Genomic DNA, 19,081 nt, shown 5'->3' with positions numbered 1-19,081 from the left:
CGATCCCATGGCTGCCGGACGGCAGGCGCACACCCCCGGCACGACGCAGGCCAGACTGCCGTGGTGGGCCCTGGTGCTGCCCGCGGTCGCCTTCCTGGCGCTGTTCTCCCTGCTCGCCCCGAGCGCCTCGGCGAACACCGGGGAGGGAGCGGGCCGGCCGGGCGGCGGCTCGCTCGTCCACGTCGTCCAGCTCCTCCAGCGCGCGGTCGAACACCGTGCGCCGTGAGCTCCGGCGCGGCGCTCCGCCACCCTGTGGGGGCAAGCCTCCCAACACCCCGCGCCTCGCCGCCCGTTTCATGCGAAGCTGGACGCCATGAGCGCCGAACCGACCCGCAGGATCGTCCTTCTCCGGCATGCCAAGGCCGACTGGCCGGATGTCGACGACCACGACCGCCCCCTCGCGGAGCGCGGCCGCAAGGACGCCCCGGCCGCCGGACGCTGGCTCGCCGGTTCCGGTATCCCCCTCGACCTGGCCCTCTGCTCCACCGCCGCCCGCACCCGCGAGACCTGGAAGCTCGCCGCCCACGAGCTGGACCGGCGCCCCCGCACGGTCTACGAGGAGCGCATCTACGAGGCCTCGGCGGGCGAGCTCATCGCCCTGATCAACGAGATTTCCGACGAGGCCAAGGACGTCCTGCTCATCGGGCACAACCCGGGTATGCACGCGGTGGCCGACGCCCTGGCCGGCAGCGCGGAGGGCGACGCCCTGACCCGGATGAACCGTTCGGGCTTCCCCACGTCCGCCGTCGCGGTGCTCGCGGTCACCGGCTCCTGGAAGTCCGTGGAGCACAGCGGCGCCCGCCTGGTCTCCTTCTGGACGCCGCACCCCAAGTAACCGCATCCGAGTGCGGCCTCACTCGTGGGTGTTGGCCGCCTCGACCTCTTCGCGCGTGACGCCGAGCAGATAGAGCACCGTGTCCAGGAAGGGCACGTTCACCGCGGTGTGCGCCGCCTCCCGCACCACGGGCTTGGCGTTGAACGCCACCCCCAGGCCTGCCGCGTTGAGCATGTCCAGGTCGTTCGCACCGTCACCGACGGCCACGGTCTGGGCGAGCGGCACCCCGGCCTCCGCCGCGAACCGGCGCAGCAGCCGGGCCTTGCCGGCCCGGTCCACGATCTCCCCGGTGACCCGGCCGGTCAGCTTCCCGTCCACTATCTCCAGGGTGTTGGCGGACGCGAAGTCCAGCCCCAGCCGCTCCCGCAGGTCGTCGGTGACCTGGGTGAAGCCGCCCGAGACCACGCCCACCTGGAAGCCGAGCTTCTTCAGCGTGCGGATCAGCGTCCGGGCGCCGGGGGTGAGCCGCACCTCGGCGCGCACCTTGTCCACGACCGACTCGTCCAGCCCGGCCAGCAGCGCCACCCGGGCGTGCAGCGACTCCTCGAAGTCCAGCTCGCCGCGCATCGCCCGCGCGGTGACCTCCGCGACCTCGGCCTCGCAGCCGGCGTGCGCCGCGAACAGCTCGATGACCTCGTCCTGGATGAGCGTGGAGTCGACGTCCATCACCACCAGCCGCTGCGCGCGCCGCTGCAGCCCGGCCGCGACGACCGCCACGTCCACGCCCAGCTTGGCCGCCTCCAGGGCCAGGGCGGTGCGCAGGGCCTCCGTCTCGGTGCCGGACACCGCGAACTCCACGGCCGTCACGGGGTACTTGGCGAGCCGGAAGATGCGGTCGATGTTGCCGCCGGTGCCGGTGATGCAGGCCGCGATGGAGGCCGTGGACTCGGCGGTGAGCGGGTGCCCGAGCACGGTGACGTGGGAACGGCCCACGCCACGCGGCCGGTTGTCGCCCCGGCCCGAGATGATCTCGGTCTGCAGCCGCATCGAGTCCGCCCAACTGTGCACGGTGGAACGGAGTTCGCCCTCCGTCACCCCGTCCCCCTTCGGCGCGGTGACCAGGGCGCACAGGGTGATCCGGCCCCGGGTCACGACCTGCTCGATGTCGACGACGTCCACGGCGAAGGCGGCGAGGGTGTCGAAGAGGCCGGCGGTGATGCCGGGGCGGTCCTTGCCGAAGATCTTGACGAGCAGTGTGGGGTCGTCGTCGGCGGGGACGACGTTCTCGGATGCGCTCATGGTGGGTCTACGGTATCCGGCGCCGTGCCGCCTCCGCGAAGCGGTGCGGGTTCTTCGGCTGCGGGCCGGTTGTGGTCGCTCGCGCCCACGCGGCGGAGCCGCATGGCGAATGCAGCCCCGCCCCTGACGGGGCGCGAGGCCTCTACGGGGTGCGAGGCCCCGGCGGCGGTGGGGGAGGCGGGGTCGTGTCCGGTGGCCTGCGCGGCCTGCGCGGCGGTGGCATGGGCTGTCCCGTACGGGTCGGGAGTTCGGACGGTGCCTCCCCCGGCAGGTGCAGGTACGGATTGGTGTCGCCGCTCGACGGGCGGTACGACGAGGACGGGGTGTACGGGCCCGGCAGATGCGCTGGATCGGGGTACGTCCGGGAGCGTACGGCCCTGCGGCCCGCCGTGCCCGTCGCACAGGCCGACAGCGCCCCGGCCGCCCCCGCGACGGCCCCCCAGAGCGCCCCCAGCAGCAGCGCGAACGGCACACTTCCGGCCAGGTCCAGACCGGCCCCGGCGGCGTCGATGCCCAGCACCGACAGACTGGCGTCCACCTTCAGCCGGGTCGCCAGTACCAGCAGCGGCAGGGCCACGGCCGTGGCCGCCCCGAGCGACAGCGCGCACCGCCCCGCGAAGGCGACGGCCCGTGCCCCGTCACGCGGGGTGCGGACGGCCGTGAGCACCCCGGCCGTCAGCATCAGCAGTACGCTCCCCACGCTCAGCAGCCACACCAGCGGCTCCAGGTCCGCGAGCCGGCTCACCGAGACCGCCGCGTCGGTCTGCCCCTTCAGCAGCTTGTCCAGCGGGTCGGGCAGCAGTTGCAGCAGCGATCCGCTCGCCGTGCCGTGCCAGGGCACGAACAGGCCCAGGGGCACCCCGATCCACACGCCGTTCGGCGCCCCCAGCAGCGCGGCCCCCAGCACCCGCCGGGGGTGGCCGTCGCCGACGGCCGCGGCCACCGCCGCCGCCAGGCCCGCCACGACCGCCAGCACCAGCACCGCGCACACCGCCGAGGCCGCCGGGCGGACGCTGCGGTGCAGCGCGGACCAGGCCACCGGGAGCCGGGCCCGGCGCGAGGCCAGCACGGCGATCAGCAGGACGGCCAGCACCCACACCGCCCCGCCGAGCAGCGAGGGACCGGTGCGCACCGAGAAGCCGACGGAGGCCTTGGCCTTGGCGAGCCCGGAGATGCGGTCGGCCAGCCCGCCGCCGATGTCCCCCAGCCCGGGGATCTGCAGCCCCCCGCTGCCCAGTCCCGTGCTGCTGCCGTCGAAGGTGACCGTGGACGACCCGGCCCACGCGAGCCCGCCCAGCAGCAGGACGAACAGCAGGGCCACCGCGCCTGCCCGCGCGGCCAGTTCGGTGCCGCGCAGGGCGGCCCCGGCCGGGCGCAGGGAGCGGGCGAAGATGCCGCCGAGCAGCAGCGCCCCCACCAGGCTCACCCCCAGTGGCGCGAAATCGATGGTGGTGTGCGCCCCGGCACCGGCCAGCCCGAAGGCCTCGACCGAGCCCGACGGAGTCACCGATCCGCCGACCGCCAGTACGACCACGGCGGCCGTCATCGGCCCCAGCCGTCCCGCGGCATCCGCCCCGAGCAGATGCAGACCGAGTGCCGCAATTCCCGCCATGGCAAGAAAAGCCCAGCTCACGGCCGCTATGGAAGTAAGGAGCAGATCTGCGCCGAAAGCTGCGCGCCTGCCACTGGTGATGGTCATTGCGCCCCCCGGTCCATACCAGTTGCCCGGATGCTGGTGATCCGTACGCATCCATGGGCTGTTACCACTCTCCGGGCGACTTTCGGATCGGTCAACGGTGCCTGTTACACGGCTGCTTCAGTCCCCGACTTTCGGTCGGGGGACTGTGCCTGAAATAGTTCCTCCCGATGTTCGCCATCCCTAGACTCCCTGTGCAGGGGGCTCATCGGGGGACAAGTAGTGGGGCATGGAGTGCCGGAACTCGTACTGGAATTGAATGGACAGACCTGGACGCTCGATCCGTCCAGGTCGTACACCCTGGGTCGTGATCCGCAGGGTGACATGGTGCTCGAGGACGCCCGGGTGTCGTGGCGGCACGCCACCGTGCGCTGGGGCGGCCACAGTTGGGTCATCGAGGACCAGGGCAGCACCAACGGCACCTATGTGCAGGGCCGGCGCATCCATCACATGGAGATCGGCCCCGGATCCGCCGTGCACCTCGGCAATGCCACCGACGGTCCCGTGCTGCACCTGAGCGCAGCGGCGGCCGCGGCCCCGGCCGCGGACCTGTACAACGCGCAGACGGCCATGGCCGCGCCGCAGCAGCACCAGGCGTACCAGGCGCCGGTGCAGCAGCCGGGACACGACTGGGCCGCCCAGCCCCACCAGGCACAGCACCCGCAGCAGGCCTGGCAGCAGCCGCAGGCCCAGCAGCACCAGCAGGCCTACGTCCCGCAGCAGCAGGCGGCCCCGGCCGCGCAGCCGCAGCAGCCGACCGGCGGCGGTGCCGCGGGCGCGGCGCCCGTCCACGGCGACCGCAGCCCGACCAGCTTCCATCAGATGGCCGTCGGCCGCGTCATGCGCATCGGCCGTGCCCTGGACAACGAGCTGGTCGTCTCCGACCTCCAGGTCTCCCGCCACCACGCGGAGTTCCGGGCCACCAGCGACGGCCGCTTCGAGATCGTCGACCTCGGCAGCCACAACGGCACCTACGTCAACGGTCAGCCGGTCAGCCGGCAGATCATCGGCCCCCAGGACACCGTCGGTGTCGGTCACTCCACCTTCCGGCTCGTCGGCGACCGGCTGGAGGAGTTCGTCGACACCGGCGACGTCTCCTTCTCCGCGCGCCACCTGACCGTCACGGTCGACGGCGGCAAGCAGATCCTCAAGGACGTCTCCTTCGGCGTCCCGGAGAAGTCGCTGATCGCCGTCATCGGCCCGTCCGGCTCCGGCAAGTCCACCCTGCTCAAGGCGCTCACGGGCTACCGCCCCGCCAACCAGGGCGACGTCCTCTACGACAACCGGAACCTCTACAAGCAGTTCGCCGAGCTGCGCCAGCGCATCGGTCTGGTCCCGCAGGACGACATCCTGCACAAGGAGCTCACCGTCCGGAAGGCGCTGCGCTACGCGGCCAAGCTCCGCTTCCCCGGCGACACCGCGCCCGCCGAGCGCGAGGCCCGCATCGACGAGGTGCTGCGCGAGCTCAAGCTCGACATCCACAAGGACAAGAAGGTCACCGCCCTCTCCGGCGGCCAGCGCAAGCGCGTCTCGGTCGCCCTGGAGCTGCTGACCAAGCCGTCGCTGATCTTCCTGGACGAGCCCACCTCCGGCCTCGACCCGGGCATGGACCGCGACGTCATGCAGCTGCTGCGCGGCCTGGCCGACGACGGCCGCACCGTCCTGGTGGTCACGCACTCCGTGGCCGAGCTGGCGCTCTGCGACAAGCTGCTGGTCATGGCGCCCGGCGGCTCGGTCGCCTACTTCGGCCCGCCGGAGGAGGCGCTCAACTTCTTCGGCTACGAGACCTGGGCCGACGTCTTCTCGGCCTTCGAGAACTACCGCGACTACGACTGGGCGGGCCGCTGGAAGGGCTCGCAGCACTACCAGATGTACGCCGCTGACATCGACGCCGTCGCCCCGCAGTCCGTGCACGTCCAGCCGCAGAGCCCGCCGAAGGCGCAGAGCTGGGGCTCGCAGCTGTGGACGCTGATGCGCCGCTACGCCTCGGTCATCGCCTCCGACCGCGGCTTCATGGGCCTGATGCTCATCCTGCCCGCGGTGCTCGGCGGCGTGAGCTGTGTGATCCCGTCCGACTACGGCCTCGGTGCCCCGGCCCCGGGGCACTTCAACCAGGACGCCGGCACGATCATGCTGATCCTCGCGGTCGGCATGTGCTTCTCGGGCGCGGCCAACTCCGTCCGAGAACTGATCAAGGAGCGGGTGATCTACGAACGGGAACGGGCCGTCGGCCTCTCCCGCTCCGCGTACCTGATGTCCAAGGTCGTCGTCCTCGGACTGATCACCGCCCTGCAGGGCGTCATCATCTCCGTCATCGGCTTCTCGATCCGCAAGATGCCGAAGGAGGGCGTGATCCTCAAGAGCCTCCCGGCCGTCGAGCTGTGTCTGGTGATCATCGCGCTCGGCTTCACGTCGATGATGATCGGTCTCGTGATCTCCTCGCTGGTGAAGACCGCCGAGAAGACCATGCCGCTGCTGGTCATGTTCGCCATCGTCCAGGTGGTGTTCACCGGCATCATGTTCAAGATCTACGACTCGCCGGGCGTCGAGCAGGTCGCCTGGCTGATGCCCTCCCGCTGGGCGATCGGCGCCGCCGCCGCGACGCTCGACCTCTCGCACATCATGGCGCCGATGGACAAGGGCAACCGCGACAACCTCGACCCGCTCTGGACGCACAGCGCCGCACAGTGGGGCATCGACGTGGCCGTGCTCATCGCGCTCGGCGTGATCTGCGGAATCGTGGTCGCGCGCCTGCTGCGCCGTCACGAGCCGGAAGTCATGCGCAAGTAACGGCTGTTGCCGCACGACGAAAAGGGCGGCTGCTCCCGGATTCCGGGAGCAGCCGCCCTTTTCTGCAAATGATCGATCTGTAATCGATCAGTAAGCCGAGTTCACGTTGTCCATCGAGCCGTAGACCTTGGCCGCGTAATTGCACGCAGCGGTGATGTTGGCGACCGGGTCGTAGATGTCCCAGGAGGTGCCGTCGACGTGGTACGCCTTGAAGGTCGGGTCGATCACCTGCAGCAGGCCCTTCGAGGGAATGCCGGCCGCGGCGTTGGAGTCCCAGTTGTTGATGGCCTGGGGGTTGCCCGTCGACTCGCGCATGATGTTGCGGTAGATGCCGTCGTAGGTGCCCGGTATGCCCTTGGCGGCCATGATGTCCAGGGACTGGCGGATCCAGCCGTCCAGGTTGTCGGCGTAGGCCTTGGGGGCCGGGGCGGCGGGCGCGGCCTCGACCGGCTTGCGCTCCTCGGAACGGCTCGCGGCCTGCTGCTCGGCGCGCTCCTTGTCGGCCTTGGCCTTCGCCTCGTCGTCGGCCTTCTTCTTGGCCTCGGCGGCGGTCTTGGCCTGCGCGGCAGCGGTGTCCGCCTGCTTGGTCAGCTCGGCCTGCTGGGTCTCACCGAAGGCCGTGGAGTTCCATGCGACCTCCTTCACGCCGATCGACTGCGCGTCGCCCTTGGCGTCGGCGGTCGGCACGAGCGCGAAGGCCAGAGCGGCGGCGCCCGCGCCGGCGATACCGGCGGCGGAGAACTTGTGGACCTTGGTCAGGCGGGTATAACCAGAGATGGGGGAGCGCATGACGAGCTGAACCTCTTCCGATCGCGTGAGCCGCAGCGGCCGTTTTTTGGGCTGAAAAAAACAGCGCCGCGTCTTTCGACGGCGCCGTGCGACGGGAAAATTCTTAGCGCTCGCAAAATGCTGTGGCAAAGGCGTGACGTACTATCCCGCTTCGTTGCGGAGGGGTCCGCCCGCGGCCCGGCGAACCTGTCCGGTCCCTGTGTGCGCCGCCCCTTATGGCGGGCTTATGCATCCACTAGGCCGGTTCGTAAGTGATCTGCATCCCATGAGCGGGCTCACACTGGGACCCCTAGGGGTTCACCCGGCGTGAGCGTCGCAGTGCACTCCGTGGCGGGGTGGGATCAGATCTCCACCAGCACCTGGTCCAGGCTCTTGCGCACCAGGTCCGGCACCTCGCAGTCCGCCGCCGGATAGCCGACGGGGATCACCGCGAAGGCCTTCTCGTTCACCGGCCGCCCCAGCACCTCCGCCAGGAACCGCATCGGGCTCGGCGTGTGCACCAGCGCCGCCAGCCCCGACAGGTGCAGCGCCGAGAGCAGCATCCCGACCGCGATGCCGACCGACTCGTCCACGTAGTAGTGCTTGCGCCGCTCGCCGTCCGCCCCGAGCCAGTAGCGCTGCTGGAAGACCACGATCAGCGCCGGGGCGTCCGTCAGATGCGGCTTGACCTCGTCCGTGCCCAGCGGCCGCAGCGCCGCCAGCCACTCCTCGCCCAGCCGCCCCTCGTAGGAGACGCGTTCCTCCTCCTCCGCGGCCGCCCGGATATGCCGCCGCACCTCCGGGTCCTTCACCAGCACGAACGTCCACGGCTGCTGGTGCGCCCCGGACGGCGCCGTGGCCGCGCACGCGATCGCGTCCCGCACGGCCTGCTCGGGCACGGGGTCGGCGGAGAACCGCCGCACCGTCCTGCGCCGGTCCATCCGCTCCCGCAGCTCCGCGGCCCGCACGAGCGACTCGGCGGCGGGCATCCGCTCGGGCCGGTAGGGCACCGGCCGGTAGGGCTCGCCATGGATGGGTGTCCACTGCATCGGTGACGTCATGGCCCGAGTCTGGCCCGCGCGGGCCTTTCGGCCTAGGCCCCGGGTCCCGCCCGCCGACGGCCGCCGGTCCGATCCCCCGCGGGTGCCCCGTGGGTACGGTGAGGCCATGACCACTGGCCCACGCTCCGGACTGACCGCCGTGAGCAGCGCCCTCCTCGCCATGAGCCGGCATCTGGAGGTGCGCGACGTCCTGCACACGATCGTCGCCTCGGCCCGCGAACTCCTCGACGCCGAGTACGCGGCGCTCGGCGTCCCCGACGACCACGGCGGCTTCGCCCAGTTCGTCGTGGATGGCATCAGCGACGAGCAGTGGAAGGCCATCGGCCCGCTGCCCCGCCAGCACGGCATCCTCGCCGCGATGCTCCAGGAGGCCACCCCGCAGCGCCTGGCGGACGTCCGCCTCGACCCCCGCTTCGAGGGCTGGCCCGCAGCCCACCCCGACATGTCCGACTTCCTCGGCATGCCCGTCGCCGACGGCGACGAGATCCTGGGCGCGATCTTCCTGGCGAACAAGCGCTGCCCCAAGCCGGCCGGCGGCTGCGGCTTCACCGCCGAGGACGAGGAACTGCTGCGCGTCCTCGCCCAGCACGCCGCCATAGCCCTCACCAACGCCCGCCTCTACGAGCGCAGCCGCGAGCTGACCATCGCCGGGGAACGGTCCCGCCTCGCACACGAGCTGCACGACGCCGTCTCCCAGAAGCTCTTCTCCCTGCGGCTGACCGCCCAGGCCGCCACCGCCCTCGTCGACCGCGACCCGGCCCGCGCCAAGGAGGAGCTGCACGAGGTCGCCCGGCTCGCCGCCGAGGCGGCCGACGAACTCCGTGCCGCCGTCGTGGAGCTGCGCCCCGCCGGGCTGGACGAGGACGGCCTCGTCGCCACCCTGCGCACCCAGGTCAAGGTCCTCGACCGGGCCCACACCGCCCGCGTCACCTTCGCCTCCCGCGGCGTACGGGCCCTGCCGGCCGCCCAGGAGGAGGCGCTGCTGCGCGTGGCCCAGGAGGCCCTGCACAACGCGCTGCGCCATTCCGGCGCCGGCGCCGTCGAGGTCACCCTGGCCCGCTGCGGCCAGGGCGCGGCCCTGCGGGTGGCCGACGACGGGCAGGGGTTCGACCCGTCCGCCGTCCGCCGGGCCGGACGGCACCTGGGCCTGGTCTCCATGCGGGACCGGGCCAACGGGGTCGGCGGCAGGCTGACCGTTGTCTCGGAGCCCGGCAAGGGCACGACGATCGAAATGGAGGTGCCCGGTGGCTGAGGCCCGCGGTTCCGGCAGGGGGTCCGGGGGGCACCCCCCGGAGAAGACCAGCATTCGAGTACTGCTGGTGGACGACCACCAGGTGGTCCGCCGGGGGCTGCGGACGTTCCTGGAGGTCCAGGACGACATCGAGGTGGTGGGGGAGGCGGCGGACGGCGCGGAGGGCGTGGAGCGCGCCGAGGAGCTGTGCCCCGACGTCGTCCTCATGGACGTGAAGATGCCGGGCATGGACGGCATCGAGGCGCTGCGCAGACTGCGGGAGCTGGCGCACCCGGCCCGGGTGCTGGTCGTCACCAGCTTCACCGAGCAGCGCACCGTGATCCCCGCCCTGCGGGCCGGTGCGGCGGGCTACGTCTACAAGGACGTGGACCCGGACGCGCTCGCCGGCGCCATCCGGTCCGTGCACGCCGGGCACGTCCTGCTGCAGCCCGAGGCGGCCGGGGCCCTGCTGTCGCAGGACGAGGGCGGCAACGGGCAGGGGAGAGGCAACGCGCTCACCGAACGGGAGCGCGAGGTGCTCGCCCTGATCGCGGACGGCCGGTCCAACCGGGAGATCGCCCGGGCCCTGGTGCTGTCGGAGAAGACCGTCAAGACGCACGTCTCCAACATCCTCATGAAACTCGACCTCGCCGACCGCACTCAGGCGGCCCTCTGGGCCGTTCGCCAGGGACTTGGCGCCTGACGGAGGCCGTAGCGGAACGTCACGTTCTGATCGGCGGTTCATGCGGTCGTGTGATAACCCGCCCAGGGGCGCAACTCGTCCGGCAGAGGCCCGTTTTCCATGGCGTAACCGCGGCGGCTGGCCGTGGCGAAAGCTCCAGGAAGGTCTCAGGAAGAGTGAAGAACATGAAGAAGGCCGCTGCCATCACCATCGCTGCCGGCGGCCTCGCCCTCATGGGTGCCGGTATCGCCTCCGCCCACGGGCACGGCGGCGGGCACGTCGGTGCGGGTGCCGTGGCGCAGAACTCCCCCGGTGTCGTCGCGGGCAACGTCGTCCAGGCCCCCGTCAGTGTTCCGGTGAACCTCTGCGGCAACACGGTCACCGTGGTCGGCGCGCTGAACCCCACGCACGGCAACCTCTGCGTCAACGAGTAAGGCCCCCGGCCCGGCTCGTCCGCCGGTCGTCCCCGCTCCTCCCGGGCGGGGCCGACCGGCGGATTTCCGGGGCAGTCAATCGTCCGAACGAGGGCAAACACCGCCGACGGCCGTGCCGTCGGCGGCGCAGTGGCGTTCATCAGTGCACGGCCCCCATGGCTGGGGTCGACAGGTCTCAGCAAAAGGAAGACACCTTATGAACAGAGCCACGAAGGCAGCCCTCGTTCTGGCCGCAGCAGGCGCCGCCGTCACAGCTTCCGTCGGCGCAGCCTTTGCCACCGGTGGCGGCCCTGACGGTGCGGGCGCCATCGGGGTCGCGAAGGGCTCGCCCGGTGTCATCTCGGGCAACGTCATCCAGGTCCCGATCCAGCTCCCGATCAACCTGTGCGGCAACAGCATCGACATCGTGGGGCTGCTCAACCCGACGTTCGGCAACACCTGCGTCAACGCCTCGCCGCGGGAGGAGTACCGCGAGGTACGCCACATCCACCACCACGAGGGTGGGCACCACGAGGACCGTGGCCACGAGGACCGCGGCCACGAGGGTCACCACGACGAGGACTGACCTCCACGGCACTCCGCCGGCACAAGGCGAGGCCCCGCGGACATCCGTTCCGCGGGGCCTTCCGCTGCCCGGGGCGGGTCAGTGCCGCCCGCGCTCCCGCTCCTCCACGGGCGCGTTGTACGCGGCCACCTGGGCCCGCCGGGCCGTGCGCTCCACCGGCCGCAGCGCCGCGGCGCGCGCCGCGATCTCCGAGGCGCTCACCGCGCCGCCGTGCTCCCGGCCCTCGCGGTCGCCGGGCTCGTACGCGATGGACACCAGCGCGCCCACCCGCTGCGCCAGCTCCAGCACCCGCACCGCCCGCGGCGGATACCCCGGCGCGAGCACCTCGCGCCCCGCCTCCGCCCGCGCCCGGTAGGCATCCAGGGCGGCCTGTGTCACCGGCCCCGAGCCCGCGACGTCGAGCCGGGTGAGCACCTCCGTCGCCTCGCGCAGCGCCTCGGCCAGTTCGCGCTCGGCCTCCCCGAGCGAGGGCACGTCCGCGGGCGGCGCCTCCCGCACGGGCAGGCAGTGCCAGACCACCTCCGCGTGCACATCGCCCGCGGGCCCGGCCTCGGAGACCTCCGGCACGAGCCCGAGCGCCACGCCCGAGACGACGACCGCCTCCTCGGCCTCCATGGCGCGGGCATTGAACTCCGGCGGTCCGCTGAGCCCGAGCGGGTGCCCCGGCACCGGCAGCGCCAGGCGCAGCCCGGTGGCGCCGAGCGCCCGCAGCCGGCCGAGCGCGAGGGTCAGGCCGACCGGGCCGGATTCCCCGGGCAGTCCGGCGACGCGGTGGACGGCGTCGTCCGCGGTGATGTGGTGCGCCGCGTCATCCGGCGCGACAAACCCGGCAAGGAGGGCATTTCCCCATGCGGCGAGCCGTCCTGAGCGATGTTCAACGAGCATGGCCCCAGCCTAAGGACCGGCACGCTCGACCGGTGGCGTAGGTTTTCCTTGGGGGCTGCGTCCACAGGCGCAAGCGACGATCGAGACTGCAATGGGAGACAACGCGCTCATGAGCGAAGTGCTGGAACTGGTGGACGTATCCGTGGTCCGCGAGGGCCGGGCTCTGGTGGACCAGGTCTCCTGGTCGGTCAAGGAGGGCGAGCGCTGGGTCATCCTCGGCCCCAACGGCGCCGGCAAGACCACCCTCCTCAATGTCGCCTCCAGCTACCTCTTCCCGACCAAGGGCACCGCGACGATCCTCGGCGAGAAGCTCGGCGCCGTCGACGTCTTCGAGCTGCGCCCGCGCATCGGCGTGGCCGGCATCGCCCTCGCCGACAAGCTGCCGCGCAGCCAGACCGTGCTGCAGACGGTCCTCACCGCGGCCTACGGGATGACCGCCACCTGGCAGGAGGACTACGAGGAGGTCGACGAGCGGCGCGCCCGGGCCTTCCTCGACGTGCTCGGCATGACGGACCACCTGGACCGGAAGTTCGGCACCCTCTCCGAGGGCGAGCGCAAGCGCACCCTGATCGCCCGCGCGATGATGACCGACCCCGAGCTGCTGATGCTCGACGAGCCCGCCGCGGGCCTCGACCTCGGCGGCCGCGAGGACCTCGTCCGCCGCCTCGGCCGCCTCGCCCGCGACCCGCTCGCGCCCTCGATGCTCATGGTCACCCACCATGTCGAGGAGATCGCCCCCGGCTTCACCCACGTCCTGATGATCCGTCAGGGCAAGGTGCTCGCCGCCGGCCCCATCGAGCTCGAGCTCACCTCCCGCAACCTCTCCCACTGCTTCGGCCTCCCCCTGGTCGTCGAGCGCAACGGAGACCGCTGGACCGCCCGGGGTCTGCCGCTCTCCTGACCCCGGTCCGCCGGGTCACCGGCCCGCGCTCTGTCCCGGGCGCGGGCCGCACGCCTACCATGACCACGTGGACACATGGGTGTGGTGGCTCGTGGCCGCCGTCGGACTGGGCATTCCGCTGATCGTGACCGCGCTGCCCGAGTTCGGCATGCTGGCCGCCGGGGCCGTCGCCGCCGCTGTCACCTCGAGGCTGGGCGGCGGCACCGTGATCCAGTTCGTGGTCTTCGCCGTCGTCTCCGTCGCCCTCATCGCGGTCGTCCGCCCCATCGCCAACCGGCACCGCGACCGGCGGCCCGAGCTGGCGACCGGCGTCGAGGCCCTGAAGGGCCGTCAGGCGACCGTGCTGGAAAGGGTCGACGGCTCCGGAGGCCGCATCAAGCTCGGCGGCGAGATCTGGTCCGCCCGCTCCCTCGACACCGAGCGGAGCTTCGAGGTGGGCCAGCAGGTGGACGTCATCGAGATCGACGGTGCGACAGCCGTGGTGATGTGACCGGGATGTGGGCCCAACGCCTGCACACGGGCACGCGATCTGAAAGACTCCACATCACGATCACAGACCGCGATCAACGACCAAGGCGTGGGGAGCCTCGATGGAACCGATCATCATCGTCCTGATCATCCTGGTGGTGCTCGTCTTCATCGCCCTCATGAAGACGGTCCAGGTCATCCCGCAGGCCAGCGCCGCCATCGTCGAACGCTTCGGCCGCTACACGCGCACCCTCAACGCCGGCCTGAACATCGTCGTCCCCTTCATCGACTCCATCCGCAACCGGATCGACCTCCGCGAGCAGGTCGTCCCGTTCCCCCCGCAGCCGGTCATCACCCAGGACAACCTGGTCGTCAACATCGACACCGTCATCTACTACCAGGTCACCGACGCCCGGGCCGCCACCTACGAGGTCTCCAGCTTCATCCAGGCCATCGAGCAGCTCACCGTCACCACCCTGCGGAACATCATCGGCGGCATGGACCTGGAGCGCACCCTCACCTCCCGCGAGGAGATCAACGCCGCCCTGCGCGGCGTCCTCGACGAGGCCACCGGCAAGTGGGGCATCCGCGTCAACCGCGTCGAGCTCAAGGCCATCGAGCCGCCCACCTCCATCCAGGACTCGATGGAGAAGCAGATGCGCGCCGACCGGGACAAGCGCGCCGCCATCCTCACCGCCGAGGGCATCCGCCAGTCCCAGATCCTCACCGCGGAGGGCGAGAAGCAGTCCGCCATCCTCCGCGCCGAGGGCGAGGCCCGCGCCGCCGCACTCCGCGCCGAGGGCGAGGCCCAGGCCATCCGCACCGTCTTCGAGTCCATCCACGCGGGCGACCCCGACGAGAAGCTGCTCTCGTACCAGTACCTCCAGATGCTCCCCAAGATCGCCGAAGGCGACGCCAACAAGCTCTGGATCGTGCCCAGCGAGATCGGCGACGCCCTCAAGGGCCTCAGCGGAGCCGTCGGGAACTTCGGCCCCATGGGCGGCGGCCCGAAGCTGACCAAGGAGACCCCGCGCCGCGAAGAGCCGCCGATCGACTGACCACCGCAGGCGCTTCCCCCCGCTTCCTTCGTGATCCATGATCAGTGCGGCCCCCCGACCTCTCACGGCGGGGAGGCGACACACTGATCAGAAGGAGATGGCCTTGTCCATCTGGGAAGCACTCGCGGTCTTCGCCGCCGGTATCGGCGCGGGCACCATCAACGTCATCGTCGGCTCGGGCACCCTCCTCACCTTCCCGGTGCTCCTCGCCACCGGACTGCCGCCGGTCACCGCCAACGTCTCCAACACCCTCGGCCTCGTCACCGGCAACATCAGCGGGGTCGTCGGCTACCGCCGCGAACTGCGCGGCCAGGGCCGCCGGATCGCCCTCTTCGGTGCCACCGCCCTCGCCGGCGGCCTCACCGGCGCGATCCTGCTGCTCGCCCTGCCGTCGAAGGCCTTCGACACCATCGTGCCGGCCCTCATCGGCCTCGCCCTCGTGCTCGTCGTCCTGCAGCCCCGCCTCGCCCGCGCCCTCGCCCGGCGTCACGAGCGCAACGGGACCGCCGCCCCCACCCACGGCGGGCCCGCCCTGCTCATAGGCCTCCTGCTCGCCGGCGCGTACGGCGGCTACTTCGGCGCCGCCCAGGGCGTCATGTACCTCTCGCTCATGGGCCTGCTGCTCAACGACGAACTGCAGCGCATCAACGCCCTCAAGAACGTCCTCGCGCTCATCGTCAACGGTGTGGCCGCACTGTTCTTCCTCTGCGTCGCCCACTTCGACTGGAAGGCCGTCCTGCTCATCGCCGCCGGCTCCACGCTCGGCGGCCAGCTGGGCGCGAAGATCGGCCGCCGCCTCCCGCCCACCGCACTGCGCGGAGTCATCGTCGTGGTGGGCGCAGCGGCAATCGCCCAGATGCTGCTCAGGTAGGGGGCGCCCCGATAACCGCCCCGACAGGGGCGCGGGGAACTGCGCGACAAGCCCAAGACGGCTCGCAGGCGAAGCACTAGGCGACGGCCGGAAGCCAACCCCCGTCCTCCAGCCCAAGCGCGAGCAGCAGCGAATCGGCGGGGGTCGGCTCGAACGGCCGGATGAGCAACCGCATCCCCGCCTGCTCCGGCGTACGGTCCGCTTTGCGGTGATTGTCCGCGGCGCAGGCGGCAACCGTATTCAGCCACGTGTCCTGGCCCCCGTGCGACCGCGGCACCACATGGTCGACCGTGGTCGCACGCTGCCCGCAGTACGCGCACCGGTGCCGGTCACGCACCAGCACCCCGCGCCGCGACCACGGCGCCCGTTGTCGGAACGGCACCCGTACGTACCGGCAGAGTCTGATCACTTGGGGCACCGGTATCTCCACCGCCGACCCCCGCACCCGCAACCCGGGATGCGCCCGCTCCACAACGGCCTTGTCCTGCAGGACGAGCACCACCGCACGCCGCAGCGAAACCGTCGCCAACGGCTCGAAGCTCGCATTGAGCACCAGCGTCTCCCGCACCCCGTCCACCTCCCGGACCGCTCTTCACCCCCGCGGCAAAGATGGCTCAACTCTGCCGGGGCAGTGGGACGGGAACAACGCAATTTCGTTACGGCAAAGGGAAGTTGATCATCACGGGACGCCGGAGTGAAGACACGGAGGCGCACAGGCGAACGGGGAACGCTCCGGGCCCTTCCCCCGTGCGAAACGCGGGCCCGGAGCGCACGGCAGCAGACGCGGCCACCCGGCCACAGAGACCGGCCTCCGGCAGACGGCCGGCGCACGCGCGCCCCGCCGCCCCCGCCACTGCGGTGTCCACTGCCCGACGGCCCTGAAAGAAGCCGTCAGCCATGCACCACTGTGCGATCCGGGGCGGCGGGGCGCAACGGAATTTCCGGTCGTCGCGGCCTGCGAGCGGCCGTCAGCCGGCCGCGGGGTTCTCGTACTCGCCGATCAGCTGCGCCCGGGCCAGCGCATGGAACCGCAGGTTGAAGCCCACGACCGCCGGCGAGACAGCCTCATCCGGCCCCAGCTTCTCCTTGTCCACCGCGTACACAGTGAAGACATAGCGATGCGAACCGTCCCCGGGCGGCGGCGCGGCACCGCCGAAGTCCCGCGTCCCGTAGTCGTTCCGCACGTGCACGGCGCCCGCCGACAGCCCCTTCATCTCCCCGCTCCCGGCGCCCGCCGGCAGCTCGGTCACGTCCGCCGGGATGTCGAAGAGCACCCAGTGCCAGAAGCCGCTCCCGGTCGGCGCATCCGGGTCGAAGCACGTCACCGCAAAACTCTTCGTGCCCTCCGGGAAACCCTCCCAGCGCAGGTGCGGCGAGACGTTGCCCCCGCTGAAGACCTGATCGCTCCTGAGCGCAGCCCCCGGGCTCACGTCATCGCTGACCACCGTGAACGACGGAACCGACGGGTGGAAATCGTGGGGCAGCGGCCGCCGCTTCTGCTCGGATACGCCTGACACGCAGGACACCTCCTGTACACGCGGGTAGATGAAGGGGGCCAGCCTAACGAGGACATGTCAGTAACGGCTGCGACCATACGAGGTGTGCATCGAAGTGTGTATAGAAGTGTCATGCGCGCATTGACCGCGCTCCTTGCCGGAGCCCTGCTGCTGCTCCTGCCCGCCTGTTCGTCCCACAGCGGTCACAAGACCGACAAGTCCCCGTCCACGTCCCACTCCCGGTCGACGGCCCCTCAGCAGCCGTCCGGTGGTACGCCGTCGTGGGCCAAGGGCATGAAGACCGTCACCGAGGACAAGCTGCCCCCCGAGGCACGCCGTACCCTCGAACTCATCAAGAAGGGCGGACCCTACCCGTACGACAGGGACGGCATCGTCTTCGGCAACCACGAGAACCGGCTGCCCAAGCAGAACCGCGGCTACTACCACGAGTACACGGTCCCGACCCCCGGCGCCGGCAACCGCGGTGCCCGCCGCATCATCACCGGCAGCCACGAAGAGCGCTACTACACCGACGACCACTACAAGACCTTCGAGGCGGTGGTGCAATGACCGGCCCCCTGCCCGCTCCAGGGCTCCCCGCACTCCTCAACGGCCCCACCCGGCCGGGCGTCTACCGGCTCCCGCCCGCCGATTCCCCCGCCCACGTCGCCGCGGCCGCCGCCGAGGCCGACTGGCGGGTGGCCCGCCTGCGCCTCGAAGGCGTCCAGGACAAGACGTCCTTCCTGGAGCGGTGCGCAGCCGAACTCGACCTCCCCGAGTGGTTCGGCCGCAACTGGGACGCCCTCTCCGACTGCCTGACGGACCTGTCCTGGTGGCGCGAGACCGGCAAGTTCCGCGGCTACCTGCTGATCGCCGAGGACTGGGACGCCTTCACCAAGGCCGCCCCCGGGGCCGCACGCACGGCGGAGTCGATCCTGGCGGACGCGGTGGACTTCTGGGCGGACCGGGAGGCGCCCCTCACCGTCCTCCTGTCGTGACGGCCCGGGGACGGCCGGGCGGGGCGGGCCCTCCGAGGCGTACAGGTGCCGGGCACGTCCCGCCGGGCCGTCCGGGTCCACTACGCTCGAGCGGCATGATCCCCGCGCCTGACCGCACGCCGCTCGACCGGGACTTCTTCGACCGCCCCGTCCTGGAGGTCGCCCCGGAACTGCTCGGCCGCACCCTGGTCCGTACGACCCCCGAGGGGCCGATCGAGCTCCGCATCACGGAGGTCGAGGCCTACGCGGGGGAGGCCGACCCGGGGTCGCACGCCTACCGCGGACGTACCGAGCGGAACGCGTCGATGTTCGGACCCCCGGGCCATGCGTATGTCTACTTCATCTACGGCATGTGGTTCAGCCTCAACCTCGTCTGCGGCCCCGAGGGCACCGCGAGCGGCGTCCTGCTGCGCGGGGGCGAGGTGATCCGGGGCGTCGACCTCGCCCGCACGCGCCGCGCCAAGGCCCGGGCCGACCGCGAACTCGCCCAGGGCCCGGCCCGCCTCGCCACGGCACTCGACATCGACCGCTCCCTCAACGGCACCGACGTCTGCGCAGGCCCGGGGGCCCCGCTCGGCATCCTCGCCGGCCGCCCGGTCGCCCGCTCCCGCATCCGCAACGGCCCCCGCACCGGGGTCGGCGGCGAGGGAGCGGCACACCCCTGGCGCTTCTGGGCCGACGGCGACCCGACGGTCAGCCCCTACCGGGCCCATGTGCCGCGCGACCGCGCCCGGAAGCCGGAGAAGACGCCGCGGACGAGCCGCGCTTGAGCGGTGCTTGACTCCGGCGGCTGCGAGGGCCTAACGTAGCCCGAGCCGCTTGAGGCGGGCTGCGCCGTCGTGCGCGTCCGATGAGCGGCACAATCACTACTCACGAGGAACTCCCCGGACCGGGGCCGTGTTTCGCTGTGCCGAAATACGAATCCGATCGGCTCGATTATGAGCGGGACGGGAAATCCGCTAACGTAGTGAGCACCCCCTCCGACGGGGATATCGGAAACGAATTCGAGCCGGGAACGGCACGGAAAAGGATCTGATAGAGTCGGAAACACCGAAGGGAAGCGCCCGGAGGAAAGCCCGAGAGGGTGAGTACGAAGGAAGCGT

General features: G+C 71.4%; 21 protein-coding genes. 14 read left to right on the top strand and 7 right to left on the bottom strand.

Annotated elements, in window-relative coordinates; genetic code table 11:
• Window positions 1-7 precede the first annotated feature (7 nt).
• Window positions 8-226, top strand: a complete 219-nt coding sequence (locus ACLHRZ_RS41745) for a hypothetical protein (RefSeq protein WP_490423859.1) — start codon at window positions 8-10, stop codon at window positions 224-226.
• Between the two features lie 87 nt (window positions 227-313).
• Window positions 314-835 (top strand): SixA phosphatase family protein, encoded by a 522-nt coding sequence (locus ACLHRZ_RS41740; protein WP_490423858.1) that lies wholly within the window; start codon window positions 314-316, stop codon window positions 833-835.
• An 18-nt stretch (window positions 836-853) separates the two neighbouring features.
• Here the strand turns inward: ACLHRZ_RS41740 and serB are convergent, their stop codons facing one another.
• Together serB and ACLHRZ_RS41730 are read right to left on the bottom strand one after the other, a co-directional pair.
• Window positions 854-2,074, bottom strand: a complete 1,221-nt coding sequence (gene serB / locus ACLHRZ_RS41735) for a phosphoserine phosphatase SerB (protein ID WP_490423857.1) — start codon at window positions 2,072-2,074, stop codon at window positions 854-856.
• A 142-nt stretch (window positions 2,075-2,216) separates the two neighbouring features.
• Window positions 2,217-3,773, bottom strand: a complete 1,557-nt coding sequence (locus ACLHRZ_RS41730; protein ID WP_490423856.1) for a streptophobe family protein — start codon at window positions 3,771-3,773, stop codon at window positions 2,217-2,219.
• Between the two features lie 231 nt (window positions 3,774-4,004).
• On the opposite strand from ACLHRZ_RS41730, the gene ACLHRZ_RS41725 reads away from it, so the two are divergent.
• Window positions 4,005-6,560 carry an ABC transporter ATP-binding protein/permease gene (locus tag ACLHRZ_RS41725; protein ID WP_490423855.1) on the top strand — a complete coding sequence of 852 codons (2,556 nt, stop codon included), beginning with the start codon at window positions 4,005-4,007 and terminating at the stop codon, window positions 6,558-6,560.
• Window positions 6,561-6,647: 87 nt separating this feature from the next.
• Here the strand turns inward: ACLHRZ_RS41725 and ACLHRZ_RS41720 are convergent, their stop codons facing one another.
• Window positions 6,648-7,349, bottom strand: coding sequence for a transglycosylase SLT domain-containing protein (locus ACLHRZ_RS41720; RefSeq protein WP_490423854.1), 702 nt, complete (start codon window positions 7,347-7,349; stop codon window positions 6,648-6,650).
• A 341-nt stretch (window positions 7,350-7,690) separates the two neighbouring features.
• On the bottom strand, window positions 7,691-8,389 hold the full coding sequence (locus ACLHRZ_RS41715; protein ID WP_490423853.1) for a nitroreductase family protein: 699 nt from the start codon (window positions 8,387-8,389) through the stop codon (window positions 7,691-7,693).
• Between the two features lie 106 nt (window positions 8,390-8,495).
• On the opposite strand from ACLHRZ_RS41715, the gene ACLHRZ_RS41710 reads away from it, so the two are divergent.
• The 4 genes from ACLHRZ_RS41710 to ACLHRZ_RS41695 all read left to right on the top strand — a co-directional run bounded on the left by ACLHRZ_RS41710 (window position 8,496) and on the right by ACLHRZ_RS41695 (window position 11,301).
• A complete protein-coding gene (locus ACLHRZ_RS41710) occupies window positions 8,496-9,641 on the top strand; it encodes a GAF domain-containing sensor histidine kinase (RefSeq protein ID WP_490423852.1) in 1,146 nt (381 codons plus the stop codon).
• Window positions 9,634-10,323 (top strand): response regulator, encoded by a 690-nt coding sequence (locus ACLHRZ_RS41705; RefSeq protein ID WP_490423851.1) that lies wholly within the window; start codon window positions 9,634-9,636, stop codon window positions 10,321-10,323. The genes ACLHRZ_RS41710 and ACLHRZ_RS41705 overlap by 8 nt, the downstream gene beginning before the upstream one ends.
• Window positions 10,324-10,478: 155 nt before the next feature.
• Window positions 10,479-10,736: a chaplin gene (locus tag ACLHRZ_RS41700; protein ID WP_490423850.1), complete on the top strand. Its 258-nt coding sequence runs from the start codon at window positions 10,479-10,481 to the stop codon at window positions 10,734-10,736.
• Between the two features lie 196 nt (window positions 10,737-10,932).
• A complete protein-coding gene (locus ACLHRZ_RS41695) occupies window positions 10,933-11,301 on the top strand; it encodes a chaplin (protein WP_490423849.1) in 369 nt (122 codons plus the stop codon).
• Between the two features lie 78 nt (window positions 11,302-11,379).
• Here the strand turns inward: ACLHRZ_RS41695 and ACLHRZ_RS41690 are convergent, their stop codons facing one another.
• Window positions 11,380-12,186 (bottom strand): Rv1486c family protein, encoded by an 807-nt coding sequence (locus ACLHRZ_RS41690; RefSeq protein WP_490423848.1) that lies wholly within the window; start codon window positions 12,184-12,186, stop codon window positions 11,380-11,382.
• Between the two features lie 91 nt (window positions 12,187-12,277).
• Here ACLHRZ_RS41690 and ACLHRZ_RS41685 point away from each other — a divergent pair, with 91 nt between their 5' ends.
• From ACLHRZ_RS41685 to ACLHRZ_RS41670, 4 genes are all read left to right on the top strand, one after another.
• A complete protein-coding gene (locus ACLHRZ_RS41685) occupies window positions 12,278-13,087 on the top strand; it encodes an ABC transporter ATP-binding protein (RefSeq protein ID WP_171085808.1) in 810 nt (269 codons plus the stop codon).
• 67 nt (window positions 13,088-13,154) lie between these two features.
• Window positions 13,155-13,577, top strand: a complete 423-nt coding sequence (locus ACLHRZ_RS41680; RefSeq protein WP_490423847.1) for an NfeD family protein — start codon at window positions 13,155-13,157, stop codon at window positions 13,575-13,577.
• A 100-nt stretch (window positions 13,578-13,677) separates the two neighbouring features.
• Complete coding sequence (locus ACLHRZ_RS41675) at window positions 13,678-14,613, top strand: SPFH domain-containing protein (RefSeq protein ID WP_490423846.1); 936 nt, start codon at window positions 13,678-13,680, stop codon at window positions 14,611-14,613.
• A 103-nt stretch (window positions 14,614-14,716) separates the two neighbouring features.
• Window positions 14,717-15,484, top strand: a complete 768-nt coding sequence (locus ACLHRZ_RS41670; RefSeq protein WP_490423845.1) for a sulfite exporter TauE/SafE family protein — start codon at window positions 14,717-14,719, stop codon at window positions 15,482-15,484.
• Window positions 15,485-15,560: 76 nt separating this feature from the next.
• On the opposite strand, the gene ACLHRZ_RS41665 is transcribed toward ACLHRZ_RS41670, so the two are convergent.
• Window positions 15,561-16,052, bottom strand: coding sequence for an HNH endonuclease (locus tag ACLHRZ_RS41665; protein ID WP_490423844.1), 492 nt, complete (start codon window positions 16,050-16,052; stop codon window positions 15,561-15,563).
• 400 nt (window positions 16,053-16,452) lie between these two features.
• Entirely contained in the window at window positions 16,453-17,001 is a 549-nt protein-coding gene (locus tag ACLHRZ_RS41660; RefSeq protein WP_490423843.1) for a YbhB/YbcL family Raf kinase inhibitor-like protein, read from the bottom strand.
• 111 nt (window positions 17,002-17,112) lie between these two features.
• Between ACLHRZ_RS41660 and ACLHRZ_RS41655 the strand changes: the two genes are divergently transcribed.
• The 3 genes from ACLHRZ_RS41655 to ACLHRZ_RS41645 all read left to right on the top strand — a co-directional run bounded on the left by ACLHRZ_RS41655 (window position 17,113) and on the right by ACLHRZ_RS41645 (window position 18,748).
• Window positions 17,113-17,550: a guanyl-specific ribonuclease gene (locus ACLHRZ_RS41655; protein ID WP_490423842.1), complete on the top strand. Its 438-nt coding sequence runs from the start codon at window positions 17,113-17,115 to the stop codon at window positions 17,548-17,550.
• Window positions 17,547-17,978, top strand: coding sequence for a barstar family protein (locus tag ACLHRZ_RS41650; RefSeq protein ID WP_490423841.1), 432 nt, complete (start codon window positions 17,547-17,549; stop codon window positions 17,976-17,978). Before ACLHRZ_RS41655 ends, ACLHRZ_RS41650 begins: the two co-directional genes overlap by 4 nt.
• Window positions 17,979-18,073: 95 nt before the next feature.
• Window positions 18,074-18,748 carry a DNA-3-methyladenine glycosylase gene (locus ACLHRZ_RS41645; RefSeq protein WP_490423840.1) on the top strand — a complete coding sequence of 225 codons (675 nt, stop codon included), beginning with the start codon at window positions 18,074-18,076 and terminating at the stop codon, window positions 18,746-18,748.
• Window positions 18,749-19,081: the final 333 nt, after the last annotated feature.

It is taken from the genome of Streptomyces sp. AM25 (assembly GCF_058146165.1).
Note: the sequence above shows the minus strand (reverse complement) of the source record. Positions and strands in the feature narration are given on the sequence as shown.

Coding starts and splice junctions, on each gene's coding strand:
- ACLHRZ_RS41655 (WP_490423842.1), top strand. CDS start 17,113: ATGCGCGCATTGACCGCGCTCCTTGCCGGAGCCCTGCTGCTGCTCCTG.
- ACLHRZ_RS41690 (WP_490423848.1), bottom strand. CDS start 12,186: ATGCTCGTTGAACATCGCTCAGGACGGCTCGCCGCATGGGGAAATGCC.
- ACLHRZ_RS41720 (WP_490423854.1), bottom strand. CDS start 7,349: ATGCGCTCCCCCATCTCTGGTTATACCCGCCTGACCAAGGTCCACAAG.
- serB (WP_490423857.1), bottom strand. CDS start 2,074: ATGAGCGCATCCGAGAACGTCGTCCCCGCCGACGACGACCCCACACTG.
- ACLHRZ_RS41740 (WP_490423858.1), top strand. CDS start 314: ATGAGCGCCGAACCGACCCGCAGGATCGTCCTTCTCCGGCATGCCAAG.
- ACLHRZ_RS41650 (WP_490423841.1), top strand. CDS start 17,547: ATGACCGGCCCCCTGCCCGCTCCAGGGCTCCCCGCACTCCTCAACGGC.
- ACLHRZ_RS41695 (WP_490423849.1), top strand. CDS start 10,933: ATGAACAGAGCCACGAAGGCAGCCCTCGTTCTGGCCGCAGCAGGCGCC.
- ACLHRZ_RS41745 (WP_490423859.1), top strand. CDS start 8: ATGGCTGCCGGACGGCAGGCGCACACCCCCGGCACGACGCAGGCCAGA.
- ACLHRZ_RS41645 (WP_490423840.1), top strand. CDS start 18,074: ATGATCCCCGCGCCTGACCGCACGCCGCTCGACCGGGACTTCTTCGAC.
- ACLHRZ_RS41715 (WP_490423853.1), bottom strand. CDS start 8,389: ATGACGTCACCGATGCAGTGGACACCCATCCATGGCGAGCCCTACCGG.
- ACLHRZ_RS41710 (WP_490423852.1), top strand. CDS start 8,496: ATGACCACTGGCCCACGCTCCGGACTGACCGCCGTGAGCAGCGCCCTC.
- ACLHRZ_RS41685 (WP_171085808.1), top strand. CDS start 12,278: ATGGGAGACAACGCGCTCATGAGCGAAGTGCTGGAACTGGTGGACGTA.
- ACLHRZ_RS41675 (WP_490423846.1), top strand. CDS start 13,678: ATGGAACCGATCATCATCGTCCTGATCATCCTGGTGGTGCTCGTCTTC.
- ACLHRZ_RS41730 (WP_490423856.1), bottom strand. CDS start 3,773: ATGACCATCACCAGTGGCAGGCGCGCAGCTTTCGGCGCAGATCTGCTC.